General features: G+C 70.1%; 15 protein-coding genes and 1 pseudogene. 4 read left to right on the top strand and 12 right to left on the bottom strand.

All coding sequences use genetic code 11. The features are described from left to right. Positions 1-87: 87 nt before the first annotated feature. A complete protein-coding gene (gene pafA / locus ACZ4V1_RS16730; RefSeq protein WP_468335804.1) occupies positions 88-1449 on the bottom strand; it encodes a Pup--protein ligase in 1362 nt (453 codons plus the stop codon). 9 nt (positions 1450-1458) lie between these two features. After that, the gene (locus ACZ4V1_RS16725; RefSeq protein WP_468335802.1) at positions 1459-2718 is read right to left on the bottom strand and encodes an MFS transporter; all 1260 of its coding nucleotides are present in this window, start codon (positions 2716-2718) and stop codon (positions 1459-1461) included. Positions 2719-2825: 107 nt separating this feature from the next. Between ACZ4V1_RS16725 and ACZ4V1_RS16720 the strand changes: the two genes are divergently transcribed. After that, entirely contained in the window at positions 2826-3836 is a 1011-nt protein-coding gene (locus ACZ4V1_RS16720; protein ID WP_468335799.1) for a LacI family DNA-binding transcriptional regulator, read from the top strand. Between the two features lie 112 nt (positions 3837-3948). Here ACZ4V1_RS16720 and prcA read toward each other — a convergent pair whose 3' ends face one another. The 6 genes and pseudogenes from prcA to arc form a co-directional block, all read right to left on the bottom strand. Continuing rightward, the gene (gene prcA, locus ACZ4V1_RS16715; protein WP_468335797.1) at positions 3949-4707 is read right to left on the bottom strand and encodes a proteasome subunit alpha; all 759 of its coding nucleotides are present in this window, start codon (positions 4705-4707) and stop codon (positions 3949-3951) included. A 59-nt stretch (positions 4708-4766) separates the two neighbouring features. Further along, positions 4767-5612: a proteasome subunit beta gene (gene prcB, locus ACZ4V1_RS16710; RefSeq protein ID WP_468335794.1), complete on the bottom strand. Its 846-nt coding sequence runs from the start codon at positions 5610-5612 to the stop codon at positions 4767-4769. Beyond that, positions 5564-5689 (bottom strand): annotated as a pseudogene (locus tag ACZ4V1_RS16705) (endonuclease VII domain-containing protein); the annotation flags it as partial. The pseudogene ACZ4V1_RS16705 and the gene prcB, both read right to left, overlap by 49 nt. Positions 5690-5838: 149 nt before the next feature. After that, on the bottom strand, positions 5839-6057 hold the full coding sequence (locus ACZ4V1_RS16700; RefSeq protein ID WP_468335791.1) for a ubiquitin-like protein Pup: 219 nt from the start codon (positions 6055-6057) through the stop codon (positions 5839-5841). Positions 6058-6236: 179 nt separating this feature from the next. Continuing rightward, a complete protein-coding gene (dop, locus tag ACZ4V1_RS16695) occupies positions 6237-7748 on the bottom strand; it encodes a depupylase/deamidase Dop (RefSeq protein WP_375915031.1) in 1512 nt (503 codons plus the stop codon). Positions 7749-7980: 232 nt separating this feature from the next. After that, positions 7981-9747, bottom strand: a complete 1767-nt coding sequence (gene arc, locus ACZ4V1_RS16690; protein ID WP_468335787.1) for a proteasome ATPase — start codon at positions 9745-9747, stop codon at positions 7981-7983. A gap of 245 nt (positions 9748-9992) precedes the next feature. Between arc and ACZ4V1_RS16685 the strand changes: the two genes are divergently transcribed. Then, entirely contained in the window at positions 9993-10298 is a 306-nt protein-coding gene (locus tag ACZ4V1_RS16685) for a ferredoxin (protein ID WP_121746031.1), read from the top strand. 74 nt (positions 10299-10372) lie between these two features. On the opposite strand, the gene ACZ4V1_RS16680 is transcribed toward ACZ4V1_RS16685, so the two are convergent. The 3 genes from ACZ4V1_RS16680 to ACZ4V1_RS16670 form a co-directional block, all read right to left on the bottom strand. Further along, entirely contained in the window at positions 10373-10951 is a 579-nt protein-coding gene (locus ACZ4V1_RS16680) for a hypothetical protein (RefSeq protein ID WP_468335783.1), read from the bottom strand. 252 nt (positions 10952-11203) lie between these two features. Further along, complete coding sequence (locus tag ACZ4V1_RS16675; protein WP_318217852.1) at positions 11204-12106, bottom strand: tRNA (adenine-N1)-methyltransferase; 903 nt, start codon at positions 12104-12106, stop codon at positions 11204-11206. A gap of 47 nt (positions 12107-12153) precedes the next feature. After that, on the bottom strand, positions 12154-13884 hold the full coding sequence (locus ACZ4V1_RS16670; RefSeq protein WP_468335780.1) for a site-2 protease family protein: 1731 nt from the start codon (positions 13882-13884) through the stop codon (positions 12154-12156). A 175-nt stretch (positions 13885-14059) separates the two neighbouring features. On the opposite strand from ACZ4V1_RS16670, the gene ACZ4V1_RS16665 reads away from it, so the two are divergent. Together ACZ4V1_RS16665 and ACZ4V1_RS16660 are read left to right on the top strand one after the other, a co-directional pair. Beyond that, entirely contained in the window at positions 14060-15046 is a 987-nt protein-coding gene (locus ACZ4V1_RS16665; protein WP_468335777.1) for a RecB family exonuclease, read from the top strand. 14 nt (positions 15047-15060) lie between these two features. Further along, on the top strand, positions 15061-15732 hold the full coding sequence (locus tag ACZ4V1_RS16660; protein WP_468335774.1) for a response regulator: 672 nt from the start codon (positions 15061-15063) through the stop codon (positions 15730-15732). Between the two features lie 172 nt (positions 15733-15904). Here the strand turns inward: ACZ4V1_RS16660 and ACZ4V1_RS16655 are convergent, their stop codons facing one another. Further along, positions 15905-17509 carry an ABC transporter substrate-binding protein gene (locus ACZ4V1_RS16655; RefSeq protein WP_468335771.1) on the bottom strand — a complete coding sequence of 535 codons (1605 nt, stop codon included), beginning with the start codon at positions 17507-17509 and terminating at the stop codon, positions 15905-15907. Between the last annotated feature and the right edge of the window lie 130 nt (positions 17510-17639).

The following is a 17639-nucleotide window of genomic DNA, read 5'->3' as shown; positions in this document are numbered from 1 at the left end:
GCGAGAAGGGCACCGTACGGCTAACGTACGGTGCCCGTGTGGCGTTCCGCCCTTACGTGCGTGAACGCGCGTCCCACCTCGTCCGGCTCACATTCCGGCGATCAGCTTCTCCACCCGGTCGTCCACCGAACGGAACGGGTCCTTGCACAACACGGTGCGCTGCGCCTGGTCGTTGAGCTTGAGATGCACCCAGTCGACGGTGAAGTCCCGGCGCTGTTCCTGGGCCCGTCGGATGAAGTCGCCGCGCAGCCGGGCCCGAGTGGTCTGCGGCGGCACGGACTTGCCCTCGAAGATCTTCAGGTCGTTCGCGACCCGGGCCGCCTGGCCCTTCTTCTCGAGCAGGTAGTACAGGCCACGACGGCGGTGGATGTCGTGGTAGGCGAGGTCTATCTGCGCGACCCGCGGGTGCGACATGGTCATGTTGTGCTTGGCCCGGTACCGCTCCAGGAGCTTGTACTTCATGACCCAGTCGATCTCGGTGTCGATGCGGTCGAGGTCCTCCTCCTCGATCGCGTCCAGTGTGCGGCCCCACAGCTCCAGCACGCGCTCGACCGTGCCGGTGCGGATGCCTCGGCGCTCGCAGAAGTCCACGGCCTTCTCGTAGTACTCCCGCTGCACCTCCAGCGCGGACGCCTCCCGGCCGCTGGCCAGGCGCACCTTCCGCCGCCCGGTGATGTCGTGGCTGACCTCGCGGATCGCCCGGATCGGGTTCTCCAGGGTGAGGTCTCGCATCACCGTGCCGGCCTCGATCATGCGCAGCACCAGGTCGGTGGCACCGACCTTGAGCAGCATGGTCGTCTCGGACATGTTCGAGTCGCCCACGATGACGTGCAGGCGCCGGTAACGCTCGGCGTCGGCGTGCGGCTCGTCGCGGGTGTTGATGATGGGACGGGAGCGGGTGGTCGCCGAGGAGACGCCCTCCCAGATGTGCTCGGCCCGCTGGCTGACGCAGTACACGGCGCCGCGCGGTGTCTGCAGCACCTTTCCGGCGCCGCAGAGCAACTGCCTGGTCACCAGGAACGGAATGAGGATGTCCGCGAGCCGCGAGAACTCCCCGTGCCGGGCCACGAGGTAATTCTCGTGGCAGCCGTAGGAGTTGCCGGCGGAGTCGGTGTTGTTCTTGAAGAGGTAGACGTCGCCCGCGATTCCCTCCTCGTGCAGGCGTCGTTCGGCGTCCACCAGGAGTCCTTCGAGAATGCGCTCGCCCGCCTTGTCGTGGGTGACGAGTTCGATCACGTTGTCACATTCGGGTGTGGCGTATTCCGGATGTGAGCCAACGTCGAGGTAGAGGCGGGCCCCGTTGCGCAGAAAGACATTGCTGCTGCGGCCCCATGACACGACACGGCGGAAGAGGTACCGCGCCACCTCGTCAGGCGACAGGCGGCGCTGTCCCCTGAACGTGCACGTGACGCCGTACTCGTTCTCCAGCCCGAAAATGCGGCGGTCCATGACTGAACATTACGCCTGATGACCCGAACTGAAACGGGGTTCGACGGCACGGTTTGGATCATTTTCCGATGAAGCCGCAACCACCGCTGCCCTGGCGGGAGCTGCGAGGACCCGGCCCGTGCACACCAGTACGAGCAGGGAGACGGCCCCGGCCGCCCCGGGCACGGCGAATCCCCACAGGGCCCCGCCGTGCTCCACGACGGGCCCCGTCAGGCCCGTACCCATCGAGGCACCCACGGTGAACGTGGTCACGAGCCACGAGAAGGCCTCCGTCACCGTGCCGCGCGGCGCGTGCAGGTCGACGAGGACGAACGCGCAGGCGATGCACGGCGCCAGGAAGACACCCGCGACCACCGCGAGCAGCACCATGGCGACCGCTCCCGGCATCAGCGTCAGCGGCAGGTAACACACCGCCAGCAGGGCCACCAGAACCCGCAGTCGCCGTGCCGGATCGCCGGCCCACTGCCGGGCCCCGTAGACGGCTCCGCCGACGAGCGCACCGAGCCCCAGGGCCGCCATCAGCCAGCCGTAGACGGCGTCACCGCCGTGCTCGTCGGCGTACGGCACGGAGGCGACGGTGATGGATCCGAGCGCCATCCCGATGAACAGGAAGGCGCCCAGCAGCGCCAGCAGCCCGGACGACCGCAGCGCGCCGAGCCAGTGCGCCTCGCGCGGCGCCGACCGCCACGCGCGCGAGGGGGGCGACACCACCACGGACAGAGCGCCCAGCACACCCACCGCGTTCAGCACGAGCAGGGCGGCCGGCGGCGACCACAGCGACACGCACACCGTCACGAGCAGCGGCCCGACGGTGAACATGACCTCCTGCGCGATGGCGTCCATGGCGTACGCCGTGTGCACCTGGTCCTCCTTGCGGAGCACGCTGGGCCACAACGCCCGCAGCCCGCCCTCCAGCGGCGGCGTGAACAGCCCGGCGGCCCCCACGGCCGCGTACGCGAGCGCGACCGTCCCGGTCCCGGCGATGGCGAACACGCCCATGGCCAGCCCCGACACGACGGCGGCCGGCAGCTGCACACGCGGCTGCCCGTGCAGGTCCACGAGCCGCCCGAGCACCGGCTGCCCCACGGCGTTGGCGACCCCGTACACGGCGGCCAGCGCTCCCGCGAGGCTGTACGAGCCGCCCTCGGCCCGCACGAACAGCACGATCGCGATCGCCGCGGTGGCGTTGGGCAGCCGCCCCACGAGCGTGCCGACGAGCAGCCGGACGGCATGCCGCGCCCGAAGAATGTCCAGGTACCCGGCGACCACGACCCACCTCTTCGCTGAAACCGACCGATGACGTTTTACGTATAACTACCGTGGCCATACGTACCATGTCGCCTGTTCACGAGTCCAGACGAAAGCGCAGGCGAACGGTGGCACGAGGCAGCACCCGCCCCACGAGCCGGGACGTCGCCCAGGCCGCCGGCGTCTCCCAGGCAGCGGTGTCCCTGGTCCTCGGCGACAAGTGGCGCGGCCGCGTGTCGGAGCCCACGGCCCAGCGGGTCCGGGAGGCCGCGCACGAACTGGGCTACCGCCCGAACCTGGCCGCCCGCAACCTCCGCCTGGGCCGCACGCGCACGGTGCTGCTGGTCGTCCCCGCGCTGACCACGGAGTTCTTCGCGGAGGTGTACACGGGCGCCGCGCGGGTCGCCGCCGAGCACGGCTTCGGAGTGGTCCTCTACCCGTCCCCCGAGGGCATCGGCCCGGCCCGGGACCCCTTCGCCTCCGCCCAGGCCGCCCTGGACGGCGTCATCGCGTCCTCCATGGCGGCCGACGCCCTCAGCGCGATCCGGGGCGACCAGCTTCCCCTGGTCATGCTGGACAGCGACCCCGAGGGCAGCCTGGGCGCCGCGACGGTCAACCTGGACATCGCCGACGGCATCCGCCAGGTCGCGGAGCACCTCCTGTCCCTGGGCCACCGCCGCTTCCTCCACCTCGCGGCGGACGTCCCGTCCTGGACGTTCGAGGTGCGCGCCAGGGAACTGGCCACACGGCTCGCTGACGCCCCCGGCACCGGCCTCCGCACCGTCCACGCCCCCATCTCCATCGAGGGCGCCCAGACCGCCACGGAGGCCGCGCTCGGCGCTTCCGGGCCGCGGCCCACGGCACTGGTCTGCGACGACGACAAACTCGCGGCCGGTGCGTACAAGGCGGCCCGGCGGGCCGGTCTCCGCGTCCCCGACGACCTCTCGATCACCGGCCTGGACGACCTCGGCCTGGCCACGGCCATCGACCCCGAGCTGACGACCGTCCGGCTCGACGCGGAGCTCTTCGGTGAGCGGGGTATGCGGGCCCTGCTGGCCGTGCTCGAGGGCCGGTCCCCCGAGGAGGGGGACATCCCCGTGAACCTGGTGGTACGGGGGTCCACGGCACCGCCGCGGTGATTCGGGCAGTGCCTTCGGCAGGGCAGGGCAGGGCAGGGCGGGGCCGGCGTCGGCCCGCCCGGCCGGCGCTCGCGGGATGCCGCCTCAGGCACCCCGCGACCGCCGACCGCTGCTACTCGTCCTCGCTCGCGTCCCCGTCGCCGTCCCCGTCCTCCGGGGACACCTCGCTCGGACCCGAATCCAGCAGTCGCGACAACCGCGCACCCACGATCCGCTTGAACTTCCGCTTCTGCGGACGCGTACGGTCCAGCACCGCGACCTCCAGCCGCTCCGCCGGGATCTCCCGCTCGCTGCCGTTCGTGTCGCGGGACAGCGCCTGCACCGCCAGCTTCAGCGCCTCGGCCAGCGTCATGCCGTCCCGGTGCCGCTGGTCCAGGTACCCGCTGATCTGCTCGGCGTTGCCTCCGACCGCGACCGAGCCGTGCTCGTCCACGATCGAGCCGTCGTGGGGCAGCCGGTAGATCTGGTCACCGTCGGCGCTGTCGCCGACCTCGGCGACGACCAACTCCACCTCGTAGGGCTTCTCGGCCTGGCTGGAGAAGATCGTGCCCAGCGTCTGGGCGTACACGTTGGCCAGACCGCGGGCCGTCACATCGTCCCGGTCGTATGTGTAGCCGCGCAGGTCCGCGTAGCGCACCCCGCCGATCCGCAGGTTCTCGTACTCGTTGTACTTGCCGGCGGCCGCGAAGCCGATCCGGTCGTAGATCTCGCTGAACTTGTGCAGCGCGCGGGACGGGTTCTCGCCGACGAACACGATGCCGTCGGCGTACTGCAGCACGACCAGGCTGCGGCCACGGGCGATGCCCTTGCGGGCGTACTCCGCCCGGTCGGCCATGGCCTGCTGGGGTGAGACATAGAACGGCGTCGACACCGGTTATCCATCCCTTTCTGGAGAAGTCACTGGGCCACCTGACAACACGGACACACCCGCTACAGCAGCGCGGCCCGCGGACCGTCGGGATGTTCGAGCCGCCGCTCCAGCACCGCGCGGGCGAGCTCCGAGCCCTCGTCCTCGCTCAGCCGGCGGAAGCCGTCCTCGGTGATCACAGTGATGATCGGGTAGATCCGGCGGGCGACATCGGGACCACCGGTCGCCGAGTCGTCGTCTGCCGCGTCGTACAGCGCCTGGACCACGAGCGTGGTGGCCTGCTCCTCGGTCAGGTCCTCGCGGAAGAGCTTCTTCATCGCGCCTCGGGCGAAGATCGACCCCGACCCGGTGGTCGCGAAGTTCTGCTCCTCGGAGCGCCCGCCCGTCACGTCGTACGTGAAGATGCGGCCCCTGCCCCGGTCCACGTCGTACCCGGCGAACAGCGGCACCACGGCCAGCCCCTGCATCGCCATGCCCAGGTTGGACCGGATCATCGTGGACAGGCGGTTCGCCTTGCCCTCCAGGGACAGCTGGGCGCCCTCGACCTTCTCGAAGTGCTCCAGCTCCAGCTGGAACAGCTTCACCATCTCCACGGCCAGCCCCGCCGTGCCGGCGATGCCCACCGCCGAGTACTCGTCGGCCGGGAAGACCTTCTCGATGTCCCGCTGGGCGATCATGTTGCCCATGGTGGCCCGCCGGTCACCGGCGAGCACGACACCGCCGGGGAACGTGACCGCCACGATCGTGGTGCCGTGCGGTGCCTCGATGACGCCCTGCACCGGCGGCAGCTGCCGGTTGCCCGGGAGCATCTCCGGCTGGTGCTCACCGAGGAAGTCCATGAACGAAGAGGACCCGGGCGTCAGGAAGGCAGCTGGCAGACGCCCGGTGCTACGAGTGTTGGCTTCCACGCGATTCCTTCCACGTATGCGACAGCTATGCCACGGACCCTACCCGGCTGTGGGCAGTGATCCACATACTCGGCGGGAACCACGGAACGAACACCCCGGCCCCCGTCTCGTGCCGCGCGCGGCACGGTTGTCACCGCACCGCGCGCGACGCCTCACGTTCTGCTCGTCCGCCCCTCATGCGGCCCTCGGGCCTTCGAAGCGAAGGAGAAGCAGGCCGTCAGCCGGCCTACTGGCCACCCTTCTGCACGAAGGACCGCACGAAGTCCTCCGCGTTCTCCTCGAGCACGTCGTCGATCTCGTCCAGGACGGAGTCCACGTCGTCGTTGAGCTTCTCCTGGCGCTCCTTGAGGTCCTCGGAAGCCTGTGCGTCCTGCGCCTCCTCCTCGACCTCCTCGGTGGAACGCGTGGCCTTCTGCTGCCCGCCGCCGGTGTCCTTGGTCGCCATAACCCTCACCCCGCTCGGTTCGCCCGACACAGTTGCTCGGTCAAGATCAGACCCTACAAGCCGGGTCCGACATCGGCCCCGCAGTTTCCACAACGTACGAGGGCCACCTCGATGGTTCCCGGACCCGGCGGCTTTCCACCTTGTCCGGCGGTCTCCTTCCGTGTACCCGCTCGGCGCCGTCACCCGCCCGACAGGACCTTGACCAGGTCTTCCGCGGTGCGGCAGCGGTCCAGGAGCTCCTTGACGTGATTACGCGTTCCGCGAAGCGGTTCCAGGGTTGGCACCCGCTGGAGCGAGTCCCGGCCCGGCAGGTCGAAGATCACCGAGTCCCAGGAGGCCGCCGCGACGTCGTCCGCGTACTGCTCCAGGCAGCGCCCGCGGAAGTACGCGCGGGTGTCCTCCGGCGGCTTCGTACGGGCCCGCTCGACCTCCGTCTCGTCCAGCAGCCGCTTGACGCGGCCGCGGTCCACCAGACGGTTGTACAGGCCCTTGTCGGGCCGTACGTCGGCGTACTGCAGGTCCACGAGGTGCAGCCGGGCCGCGTCCCAGTCCAGGTCGTCCCGGCGGCGGTAGCCCTCCATGAGCTCCCGCTTGGCGACCCAGTCCAGCTCGCCGGCCAGGCTCATCGGGTCGTTCTCGAGCCGGTTGAGGGTGTCCTCCCAGCGGCCCAGGACATCCTTGGTCTGGTCGTCGACGTCGGCGCCGTACCGTTCCTCGACGTACTTGCGGGCCAGCTCGTAGTACTCCATCTGGAGCTGCACCGCGGTCAGTGTCCGGCCGCTGCGCAGGGTGACCAGCCGCTTCAGCGACGGGTCGTGCGAGACCTGGTGGAGGGTGCGCACGGGCTGGTCCACGGCCAGGTCGACGGCGATGAAGCCGTCCTCGATCATCGACAGCACCAGAGCCGTCGTACCCAGCTTCAGATAGGTCGAGATCTCGGACAGGTTCGCGTCACCGATGATCACGTGCAGTCGCCGGTACTTCTCGGCGTCCGCGTGCGGTTCGTCGCGGGTGTTGATGATGGGCCGCTTCAGCGTCGTCTCCAGGCCGACCTCGACCTCGAAGTAGTCGGCGCGCTGACTGAGCTGGAACCCGTGCTCGTGCCCGTCCTGGCCGATGCCGACGCGGCCGGCGCCGGTGAAGACCTGGCGGGAGACGAAGAAGGGCGTCAGGTGGCGCACGATGTCCGAGAAGGCGGTCTCCCGCTTCATCAGGTAGTTCTCGTGCGTGCCGTAGGAGGCGCCCTTGTTGTCGGTGTTGTTCTTGTAGAGGTGGATCGGCTGTGCCCCGGGCAGCTGGGCGGCCCGCTCGGCGGCCTCGGCCATGATCCGCTCGCCGGCCTTGTCCCACAGCACGGCATCCCGCGGGTTGGTGACCTCCGGGGCGCTGTACTCGGGGTGGGCGTGGTCGACGTAGAGCCGTGCCCCGTTGGTGAGGATCACGTTGGCCAGGCCGATGTCCTCGTCGGTGAGCTGGCTGGAGTCGGCGGCCTCACGGGCGAGGTCGAAGCCTCGCGCGTCCCGCAGCGGGTTCTCCTCCTCGAAGTCCCAGCGGGCCCGGCGGGCCCGGTGCATCGCCGCCGCGTAGGCGTTGACGATCTGGGACGAGGTGAGCATGGCATTGGCGTTCGGGTGGCCGGGGACGGAGATCCCGTACTCCGTCTCGATGCCCATTACTCGCCGTACGGTCATGCGGCCCTCCTTGCCCGGCGGCGTCCGTCGTGGGCGCCGCTCAAGTACCGCTGGCGCTCCGATGCGTGTGCGGTGCCCGTCCCCGCACTGCGCGACTCGGCGGTATGGAAGAGCCTAGAACGCCTTTGCGCTGGTGGGGAGATCATTTGCGGCATTGCCTTGCTCCAGTCGGGGCTCCGGAAAACAGTCGGCTGCGGGTACCCGCTGAGGGCACCCGCAGCCGCCCCGCCTTTTACAGGTACTGACCGGTGTTCGCCACCGTGTCGATGGAGCGTCCGGTGTCCGCGCCCTGCTTTCCGGTGACGAGCGTACGGATGTAAACGATCCGCTCGCCCTTCTTTCCGGAGATCCGGGCCCAGTCGTCCGGGTTGGTGGTGTTGGGCAGGTCCTCGTTCTCCTTGAACTCGTCCACGCAGGCCTGGAGGAGGTGGGAGACGCGAAGGCCCTTCTGGTTCGCTTCCAGGAAGTCCTTGATCGCCATTTTCTTGGCGCGGCCCACGATGTTCTCGATCATGGCACCGGAATTGAAGTCCTTGAAGTAGAGGACTTCCTTGTCGCCATTGGCGTAGGTGACCTCCAGGAAGCGATTCTCCTCGGATTCGGCGTACATCTGTTCCACCGCGGTCTGGATCATGCTCTGGACGGTGGCGGCCCTGTCCTTCTCGTGCTCCGTGAGGTCGTCCACGTGGAGCGGGAGGCGCTCGGTGAGGTACTTGCCGAAGATGTCCTTGGCCGCCTCGGCGTCCGGACGCTCGATCTTGATCTTCACGTCGAGCCGGCCGGGCCGCAGGATGGCGGGGTCGATCATGTCCTCACGGTTGGAGGCGCCGATCACGACCACGTTCTGCAGGCCCTCCACGCCGTCGATCTCGGCGAGCAGCTGCGGGACGATGGTGTTCTCCACGTCCGAGCTGACGCCGGAGCCACGGGTGCGGAAGAGGGATTCCATCTCGTCGAAGAAGACGATGACGGGGGTGCCCTCGCTGGCCTTCTCCCGGGCCCGCTGGAAGACCAGGCGGATCTGCCGCTCGGTCTCACCGACGTACTTGTTGAGCAGCTCGGGACCCTTGATGTTGAGGAAGAAGCTCTTGCCGGCGGCCTGGCCGGTCACCTCGGCGACCTTCTTGGCCAGCGAGTTGGCGACCGCCTTGGCGATGAGCGTCTTGCCGCATCCGGGGGGCCCGTAGAGCAGGACGCCCTTGGGCGGACGCAGCTCGTGCTCCCGGAACAGGTCAGGATAGAGATAGGGGAGCTCGACCGCGTCGCGGATGGCCTCGATCTGTCCGCCGAGGCCGCCGATCTGCTCGTACCCGATGTCGGGTACCTCTTCGAGGACGAGTTCCTCGACCTCGCTCTTGGGAACGACCTCGTAGACATAGCCGGAGCGGGGTTCGAGCAGGAGCGCGTCGCCGGGGCGGATGTTGATGCCGCGCAGCGGCTCCGCGAGCCGTACCACCCGCTCCTCGTCGGTGTGCCCGAGCACCAGGGCTCGCTCGCCATCCTCCAGGATCTCCTTGAGGGTGACGATGTCGCCGACGCTCTCGTACTCCATGGCCTCGACCACGTTGAGCGCTTCGTTGAGCATCACTTCCTGGCCGCGCCGGAGCTCTTCGAGCTCGACGCTCGGGCTGACGTTCACCCGGAGTTTGCGGCCGCCGGTGAAGATGTCGGCGGTACCGTCCTCGTTCGCCTGCAGGAAGACTCCGAAGCCGGCCGGAGGCTGGGCCAGCCGGTCGACCTCCTCCTTGAGGGCCACAATCTGGTCGCGGGCCTCGCGGAGCGTTCCGGCGAGTCGCTCGTTCTGGGCGGACACGCCGGCCAGGTTGGTCTGCAGCTCGACAATCCGCTCTTCGAGAATTCTCGTGTGCCGCGGAGATTCGGCGAGCTTGCGTCGCAGGACGGCGATCTCCTGCTCAAGGTAGGCCACCTGCCCGGCCGGGTCCTCGGACCCGCGTCCCGGGCGGATGCCGCGGTTCATGTCGTCGTCGTGGGCTGCCACGGTCCTCACCTCCTCCAAGGGGAGCTGGACGCTTCCAGACCCTACCTGGGTGGGTGTCGATTGAAACCCCTAGATCACAAAGACTGTCGGGGTGTGTCCGATCTTCACCCTTGCGCTCTCCCTCACGCCAGGGGAATACCCACGGAACGTGAGTGGAACCCAGCCGGAGGTAGGGTCGAAGCGTTCAACACCCGTCAGAGCTGGCCGGATTCCCGAACGGCTCGGCGCAGGAAACGGCAGGAGAGATGACCGTGCAGCAGGAGGCCGGAGTCGACGGCGAGGCACTGGAGGTCTGGATCGATCAGGACCTGTGTACCGGTGACGGCATCTGCGCCCAGTACGCGCCGGAGGTGTTCGAGCTGGACATCGACGGTCTGGCCTACGTCAAGGGCGCGGACGACGAGCTCCTCCAGGCCGCGGGAGCGACAACGCCGGTGCCGTTGCCGCTTCTCACGGACGTGGTCGACTCCGCGAAGGAGTGTCCGGGCGAGTGCATCCACGTACGTCGCGTTTCGGACAGGGCCGAGGTCTACGGTCCGGACGCACAGTGACCGAACTGTGACTCAATCCGCACGCTCCGTGACCGCTGTCTGATGTGTCACACCATCTGCCACAGGGCCGGCGGTCAGACGGTCCGTGCCTGGGACGGCGTGTCGCGGACGAACGCGCCGTTCTCCCACTGCCACTTCACGTCGTCCGTGACGTCGGGGCAGCAACTGGGCACGTCGGCCGTCGAGTAGCCGAGAAGCGTGGCGCGGACGGCGCCGCCGCGCACCGCGAAGTCGGTGACCGTCCGGCGCTCCCTCGGGTTCACGAGGGTGGCCACGACGCGGGGCTTGCCGCCGTCGGCGCCCGGGGTGATGACGTACACGCCGTCGGGCGGGGTGCCCATGGGCGCGTCGCAGTGCACGACGGCCACCGTCTCGGGCCGCCCGTCGCCGTCGAGGTCGCCGGAGGCCTTCTTCTGCACCACCGCCTCGACCGGGCCGCACTCCAGGGGGAAGGCGACGGCCGCCGGATCGGGCGGGGTGCCGTGCGCCGGGGCGTTCTTCGTTTCGGGGGCGGGGGTCTGCGCCGCCGTCGCGGCATCGGGCTGCAGGACCGAGGACAGGGCCACCACCGCGGCGAGGGCCGTTGCGGTGGCGACCCAGTGGATCGGACGGGTATGCGTGTGCGAGAGATCCGGAACGGCGGGGTGCTGCACGAGGAGTGTCTCCTGTGAGGGCTGTGCCGGCGGGGGGTGGCCAGCATCGTGCCACACGTCACAGTGCGGGGGAACGGCGGGGTGGGTACCCGGCCGGACTGCGCCGTTCCGCGCCGCGCCTCGTCGCCGGAGCGGGCCGCGGGCCGGGTGGGGCCGCGCGCCGGGTCAACACGAAGGCGCCGTGGTGGAGTTCCGAACGGTCTCGGGAACTCCACCACGGCGCCTGTACGTTGATCGCGGCACGGGGCCGCCTCAGCGGCCGGAGCCTCCGCCGGCGTTGGGTCCGTCGTAGTCCTCGCCGTAGGCGCCCTTGGCGGGGCGGCGGCGGCGCATGGGCGGCTCGACTCCGTCCGCGAGACGGCGGGCGGTGAGCAGGAAGCCGGTGTGGCCGATCATCCGGTGGTCCGGGCGGACCGCCAGGCCCTCGACGTGCCAGTTGCGGATCATCGTCTCCCATGAGGTCGGCTCGTTGAAGCAGCCGATCTCGCGGATGGACTCGACGGTCCGCGCGAGCTGGGTGGTGGTCGCGACGTAGCAGCACAGGATGCCACCGGGCACGAGTGCCTTGGAGACGGCCTCCAGGCACTCCCAGGGGGCGAGCATGTCGAGGATGACGCGGTCGACGTCGGCGTCGGAGAGGTTGTCCTGGAGGTCGCCCACGGTGAGCTGCCAGGCGGGGTGCGGGCCGCCGAAGTAGCGTTCCACGTTCTGCTGGGCGATCTCGGCGAAGTCCTCGCGGCGCTCGTAGGAGTGCAGCATGCCCTGGTCGCCGATGGCGCGCAGCAGGAAGCTGCTGAGGGAGCCGGAGCCCACACCGGCCTCCACGACGCGCGCGCCGGGGAAGATGTCGGCGAAGGCGAGGATCTGCCCCGCGTCCTTCGGGTAGACGACGGCTGCCCCGCGGGGCATGGACAGGACGTAGTCGGGGAGCAGGGGGCGCAGCGCGAGGTAGGCGACGTTCCCGGTGGTGCGGACAACGCTGCCCTCGGGAGCACCGATCAGTTCGTCGTGGGGGAAGGAACCCTTGTGGGTGTGGAAGTTCTTCCCGGCCTCGAGCGTGAACGTGTAGTGGCGGCCCTTGGGGTCGGTCAGCTGAACCTGGTCCCCGACCTTGAAGGGCCCGCGCCTGCGGGCGGCACCGGTCGGTTCGGACATGTGACCAGCCTACCGGTCCCCGGCGGGGCCGCCGACCACGCCGGTGGTCAGGAGGGGCGGGCCATGGCCTTGACGAAGGCCCGCTCGACGTCGGCCGCGGAGAGGACGCCGTAGATCTCGCCGGTCTCCTCGACCACCAGGTACTCGCTCGCCGGGTTGGCGCGCAGCGCGTCGAGGAGTTCCTCGCCCGACAGCTCGGCCGACAGGCGCATGCCTTCGGTGAGGTCCTGGGCGAGGGTGCTGACCGCCACCCAGGGACGGCGGTGCTCGGGTACGCCGACGATGGCGGCCTCCCGGACCAGCGAGACGGGGCTGCCGTCACCCTCGACGACGACGAGGGCACGGGCGCCGGAGGCGTTGGCACGGCGCAGGGCCTCGGAGAGCGGGGTGTCGGCCGGGACGGGGACGGCGCGCCGGGTGAGGGCGCGGGCCCGCAGCTCCGGGAGGTGTTCGCGCAGGCGGGCCATGCGCAGGCTGTTCCCGGCGCCGGTCCAGATGATCGCGGCGAGGATCGCGGCGAGCAGGGCGTCCAGGACGGTGTCCATGCCGACGTCGTTCGCGGCGTCGGAGCCGAGGGACTGGGTGAGCAGCGGCAGGCCGATCAGCACGGCGATGGCGAGGGCCCGGCCGACCCAGGCGGCGGCGATGGTGCCGCGCATCGGCTTGCCGGTGATCTTCCAGACGACGGCGCGGAGCATCCGGCCGCCGTCGAGGGGGAGGCCGGGCAGCAGGTTGAAGGCGGCCACGAGGAGGTTGGAGATCATCAGGCCGGCCAGCAGGACGCCGGGGACCCCGTCGGGATCGACGGGCAGCAGGGCCGCGTAGAAAACGCCGGCGAGGACCAGGGAGAGCAGCGGTCCGACGAAGGCCAGCACGAACTCGCGGCCGGGGGTCTCGGCCTCCTTCTCGATCTCGGAGACGCCGCCGAAGAACTGGAGCTGGATGCGGCGGACCGGGAGCTTGAAGCGGAGGGCGGCGACGGTGTGGGCCAGCTCGTGGACGAGGACGGAGGCGTAGAAGGCGACCGCGAAGAAGAGGGAGACCAGGTAGCGGGCGGCGCCCAGCTCGGGCAGGACCCGGTCGAGCTGACCGCCGAACACCCAGGTGATCAGGGCGGCGACCAGGAACCAGCTGGGCGCGACGTACACCGGCACACCGAAGGGCCTGCCCATCAGCAGCCCGCCCCCGGGCTCCGGCTTCCGCTGCGGGGGCCGGCCGGGACCGGGCCCGGCGCCGGCGGGGGCCTGGCGGCCACCGTGACCGGGCTCCGCGGGCATCTGAGCGGGGCGGTCACCGCCGGAGGACGGGCCGGCGCCGGCCGAGGGGCCGGGCTTCGGGCCCGGCGGGGAGTCGGCGCGGCCGGCCTCGCGGGGCGGGGTCTGCGGGGTCGGGTCCGGGGCTGGGTCCGGGTCTCGGTCCGGGTCCGGGGTGGCGTCCTCCGGGGCGTTCCGTCCGGTCTCGTTCCGTGCGGTGGCGCCCTGGGCGTTCTTGCGAAGCGCCCCGGGATCCGGCGTCGGGCGACTCGGCGTCTCGGGACCGGGCGTCTCGGGACCGGGGGCCGGCGGGTGGCCCGCGGCGGGGGCGGTCGCCGTCCGGGGCCGGTCCGCGGGGCCCTGTTCCGTGGTCCGGGGCCGGTCCGCGGGACGCTCCTCGGTCAGGCCGGAGTCCGCGGGGTCCGGCCGTGCGGACTCGGCGGCCGGGGCCGTGGGTCCTGCCTGGGGCTCGGCCGACTCGTCGTTGCCGGACCGCGGCTGCCCGCTCCCGCCGCTCACGTCCACGGTGTCCCCTCGTTCGAAGCGTCTCCCGCGCCTGCCGGGCGGAAGGGTCTCGTCTCGATGGTATGCGTCCGTCGCGTCCCGTTCCGCCCCGGCACCCCTGTGCTTCCCTTCCGCCGCACGGGTCATGGGCGGCGGGCTGGGTCGCTGTCGGTGTCGGGCCGTAAGGTCTGTGGGCATGGAGACGAGCATCGAGGATGTCGCGGAGGACGTCGGCGGACCCGCCCGACCGGCGGCGACGCCGGCGGACCACGCAGACGCGACGGTGGACCCGGCGGCCGTCGTCGCCACCGCACCCGCACCCGTGCCCGTGGCCATAGCGCCGGCCTCGCTCTCGCCCTCCCGGGCCGGCGACTTCATGCAGTGTCCGCTGCTGTACCGGTTCCGGGTCATCGACCGCCTGCCCGAGAAGCCGAGCGAAGCGGCGACGAGGGGCACCCTGGTGCACGCGGTGCTCGAGCGGCTCTTCGACGCCCCGGCGGCCGAGCGCACGGCGCCGCGGGCGAAGGCACTGGTCCCGGGCCAGTGGGACCGGCTGCGGGAGAGCAGGCCGGAGGTGGCCGAGCTGTTCGCCGACGACGCGGAGGGCGAGCGGCTGGCGCGGTGGCTCGGCGAGGCGGAGCAGCTCGTCGAGCGGTGGTTCACCCTGGAGGACCCGAGCCGGCTGGAGCCCGCCGAGCGGGAGCTGTTCGTCGAGGCCGAGCTGGATTCCGGGCTGCGGCTGCGCGGCATCATCGACCGGGTCGACGTGGCACCCACCGGCGAGGTGCGGATCGTCGACTACAAGACGGGCAAGGCGCCCCGGCCGCAGTACGCCGAGGGCGCGCTGTTCCAGATGAAGTTCTACGCACTGGTGGTGTGGCGGCTGAAGAAGGTCGTCCCACGGCGCCTCCAGCTCGTCTATCTCGGCAGTGGTGACGTGCTCACCTACGACCCGGTCCCGGCCGACCTGGAGCGGGTCGAGCGCAAACTGCTGGCGCTGTGGGAGGCCATCCGGCAGGCGACCGAGACGGGTGACTGGCGGCCGCGTCCCACCAAGCTGTGCGGGTGGTGCGACCACCAGGCGCACTGCCCGGAGTTCGGCGGTACTCCCCCGCCCTATCCGCTGCCGGTGAGGGCGGCCGACTCCGGCGGCGGCGAGCAGGGCAGAATGGGACCGGACTAGCGAAGGAGACTTACGTGGCCATCCGCGTCCTACTGGTCGACGACCAGCCGCTGCTGCGCACCGGCTTCCGGATGATTCTGGAGGCCGAGCAGGACCTCGCGGTCGTCGGCGAGGCCGGAGACGGCCTCCAGGCTCTCGACCAAGTGCGGGCCCTGCAGCCCGATGTGGTGCTGATGGACATCCGCATGCCGCGGATGGACGGTGTGGAGGCGACCCGGCAGATCACCGGGCCCGAGCGGGACGGTCCGGCGAAGGTGCTGGTACTGACCACCTTCGACCTCGACGATTACGTGGTGGAGGCGTTGAAGGCGGGCGCCAGCGGCTTCCTGCTGAAGGACGCCCCGGCCAACGAGCTGGTGCAGGCGATCCGCGTGGTGGCGAACGGCGAGGCGATGCTCGCGCCGAGCATCACCCGGCGGCTGCTCGACAAGTACGCCACGCATCTGCCCTCCGGTGACGAGCCGGTACCCGACACCCTGCACACGCTGACCGAGCGTGAGGTGGAGGTGCTGAAGCTGGTGGCCCGCGGCCTGTCCAACGCGGAGATCGCCGCCGACCTCTTCGTCAGCGAGACCACCGTGAAGACGCACGTGGGTCATGTGCTGACCAAGCTGGGGCTGCGTGACAGAGTGCAGGCCGCGGTGTACGCGTACGAGAGCGGTCTGGTCCGCCCCGGCGCGCAGTAGGCCGCTCGCACGCGCCGTCTCTCGACGTTACGCGCCGCCTCGAAGTTGTACGGGCCGTCCGTCCCCTGTGGCCCACGAGCGGCCCACGAGCGGCCGACGAGACGTACGAACCCCGAAGGGCGCCCTCTTCCGACGAGAAGAGGGCGCCCTTCGTGTTGTGTCCGCTGGCGCGTCAGCCGCTCACGCCCCGGCCCAGCTCCCACAGCTGGAGCGTCGAGGAGGAGTTGAGGACGTAGGCCGTGCCCGTGACGTCGTCGCGGGCGGCGACGTACTGCTTGCCCTGCCACAGCGGGATCACCGGGACGTCGGCGGCGGTGATGTCCTGGATCTCGGTGAGGCTGTCCACGGCGGAGAGCCGGTCGGCCTCACGACGGGACTCGGGAATCAGGGTGTTCCTGATCTCCGGGTTCGCGTACGGCGAGTTCAGGGTGTTGTCCTTGTCGAGGAACGGCGCGATGAAGCTGTCCGCGTCCGGGAAGTCGGGGAACCAGCCCATCCCGAAGACGTCGTACTCGCCCTCCAGCTCCGCCGGGCGGAACTTGTCCCAGGGGGTGCCCTTGATGTCGATGTCGAAGAGGCCGCTGCCGTTCAGCTGCTTCTGCAGCTGCTCGAACTCCTGCTTGGTCGCGGCACCGTAGTGGTCCGTGGTGTAGTGCATCGTCAGCTTCACCGGCGTCTTGATGCCCGCGTCCTCCAGCATCCCCTTGGCCTTGTCCACGCTCGGGTCGCCGTACTTGTTGAAGAACGAGTTGGAGTGACCGGTGATGCTGGCCGGAACCATCGAGTACAGCGGCTCGGCCTGGGAGCCGTAGACCTCGGAGACGAGTTCGCTGCGGTTGATGAGCTGGGCCATCGCCTGGCGGACGGCCTTGTCCTTCACCGTCGCGGCGTCGGTGTTGAAGCCCAGGTAGCGGATCTCGAGGCCGGCCACCTCGATCAGGTCGACGTCGCCGTCCGTGGCGTTGGAGAGCTTCCTGATCTGGTCCGGCGTCATCGAACGGGTCATCACGTCGATGTCGCCCTTGTCGAGCGCGGCACCCATGGCATCGGCGTCCTCGAACGACACCATCTCGACCTTGTCGTTGTTCACCTTGAGGCTCCCCTTGTAGTTGGGGTTCTTGGTGAACACGGCCTTGGTCATCTCGTCGTTCTCGACCTCGGCCTTCATGGTGTACGGGCCGGAGCCGTCCAGTTCGAAGCCCTCGCGCAGCTTGTCCTTCTCGTAGTCGTCCGGGTTGACGATGCCGGCGACCGGGGTCGACAGCTTGTACGGGAAGGTGGCGTCGGCGGTCTTGAGGTGGAAGATGACCTCGCGGTCGCCCTGCGTCTCGATGGTGTCGACGGTCGACAGCAGGCCGAACACCTGGCTGTCGGCCTTGATGGACAGGGCACGTTCGATCGAGAACTTAACGTCCTCGGCGGTGACGGGATCGCCGTTGGCGAACTTCAGGCCGTCGCGCAGGGTGCACGCGTAGCGCTCGTTGCCGGTGTCGGTGAACCCGCACTCCTCGGCGGCCTCGGGCACGGGTTCACCGTCGCCTCGGGGCTGGATCATCAAGGTCTGCGTGGTCTGACGCAGGATGTTCCAGAGGCCGACATCGTAGGCGAACGCCGGGTCCAGGGGCGCGGGCGCCTCCTCCGAGGCGGTGAACCGGTCCGTGGTGCCGACGACGATCGCGTCCCCGCCGCCGCTGCCGCTGTCGGACCCGCCGCAGGCGGCGAGCACCGGCGCGAGCAGACCGACGACGGCCGGCAGCACCAAAGTCTTGCGGTTCATGCTCGAGTTTCTCCAGAGCTGTCGGTCCGTGTATCCGGCATGCAGGGGTGTCGCGGCGGATCACGGGGGTAGTGGCCGATGTTCTCGCGACGAGATTAGTCCGCGCCCGCTCGGGGGCTCGCAGCCACCG

The organism is Streptomyces sp. NPDC028991 (assembly GCF_055564775.1).
The sequence above is the reverse complement of the archived record's forward strand: the minus strand, read 5'-3'. Positions and strand labels throughout refer to the sequence as shown.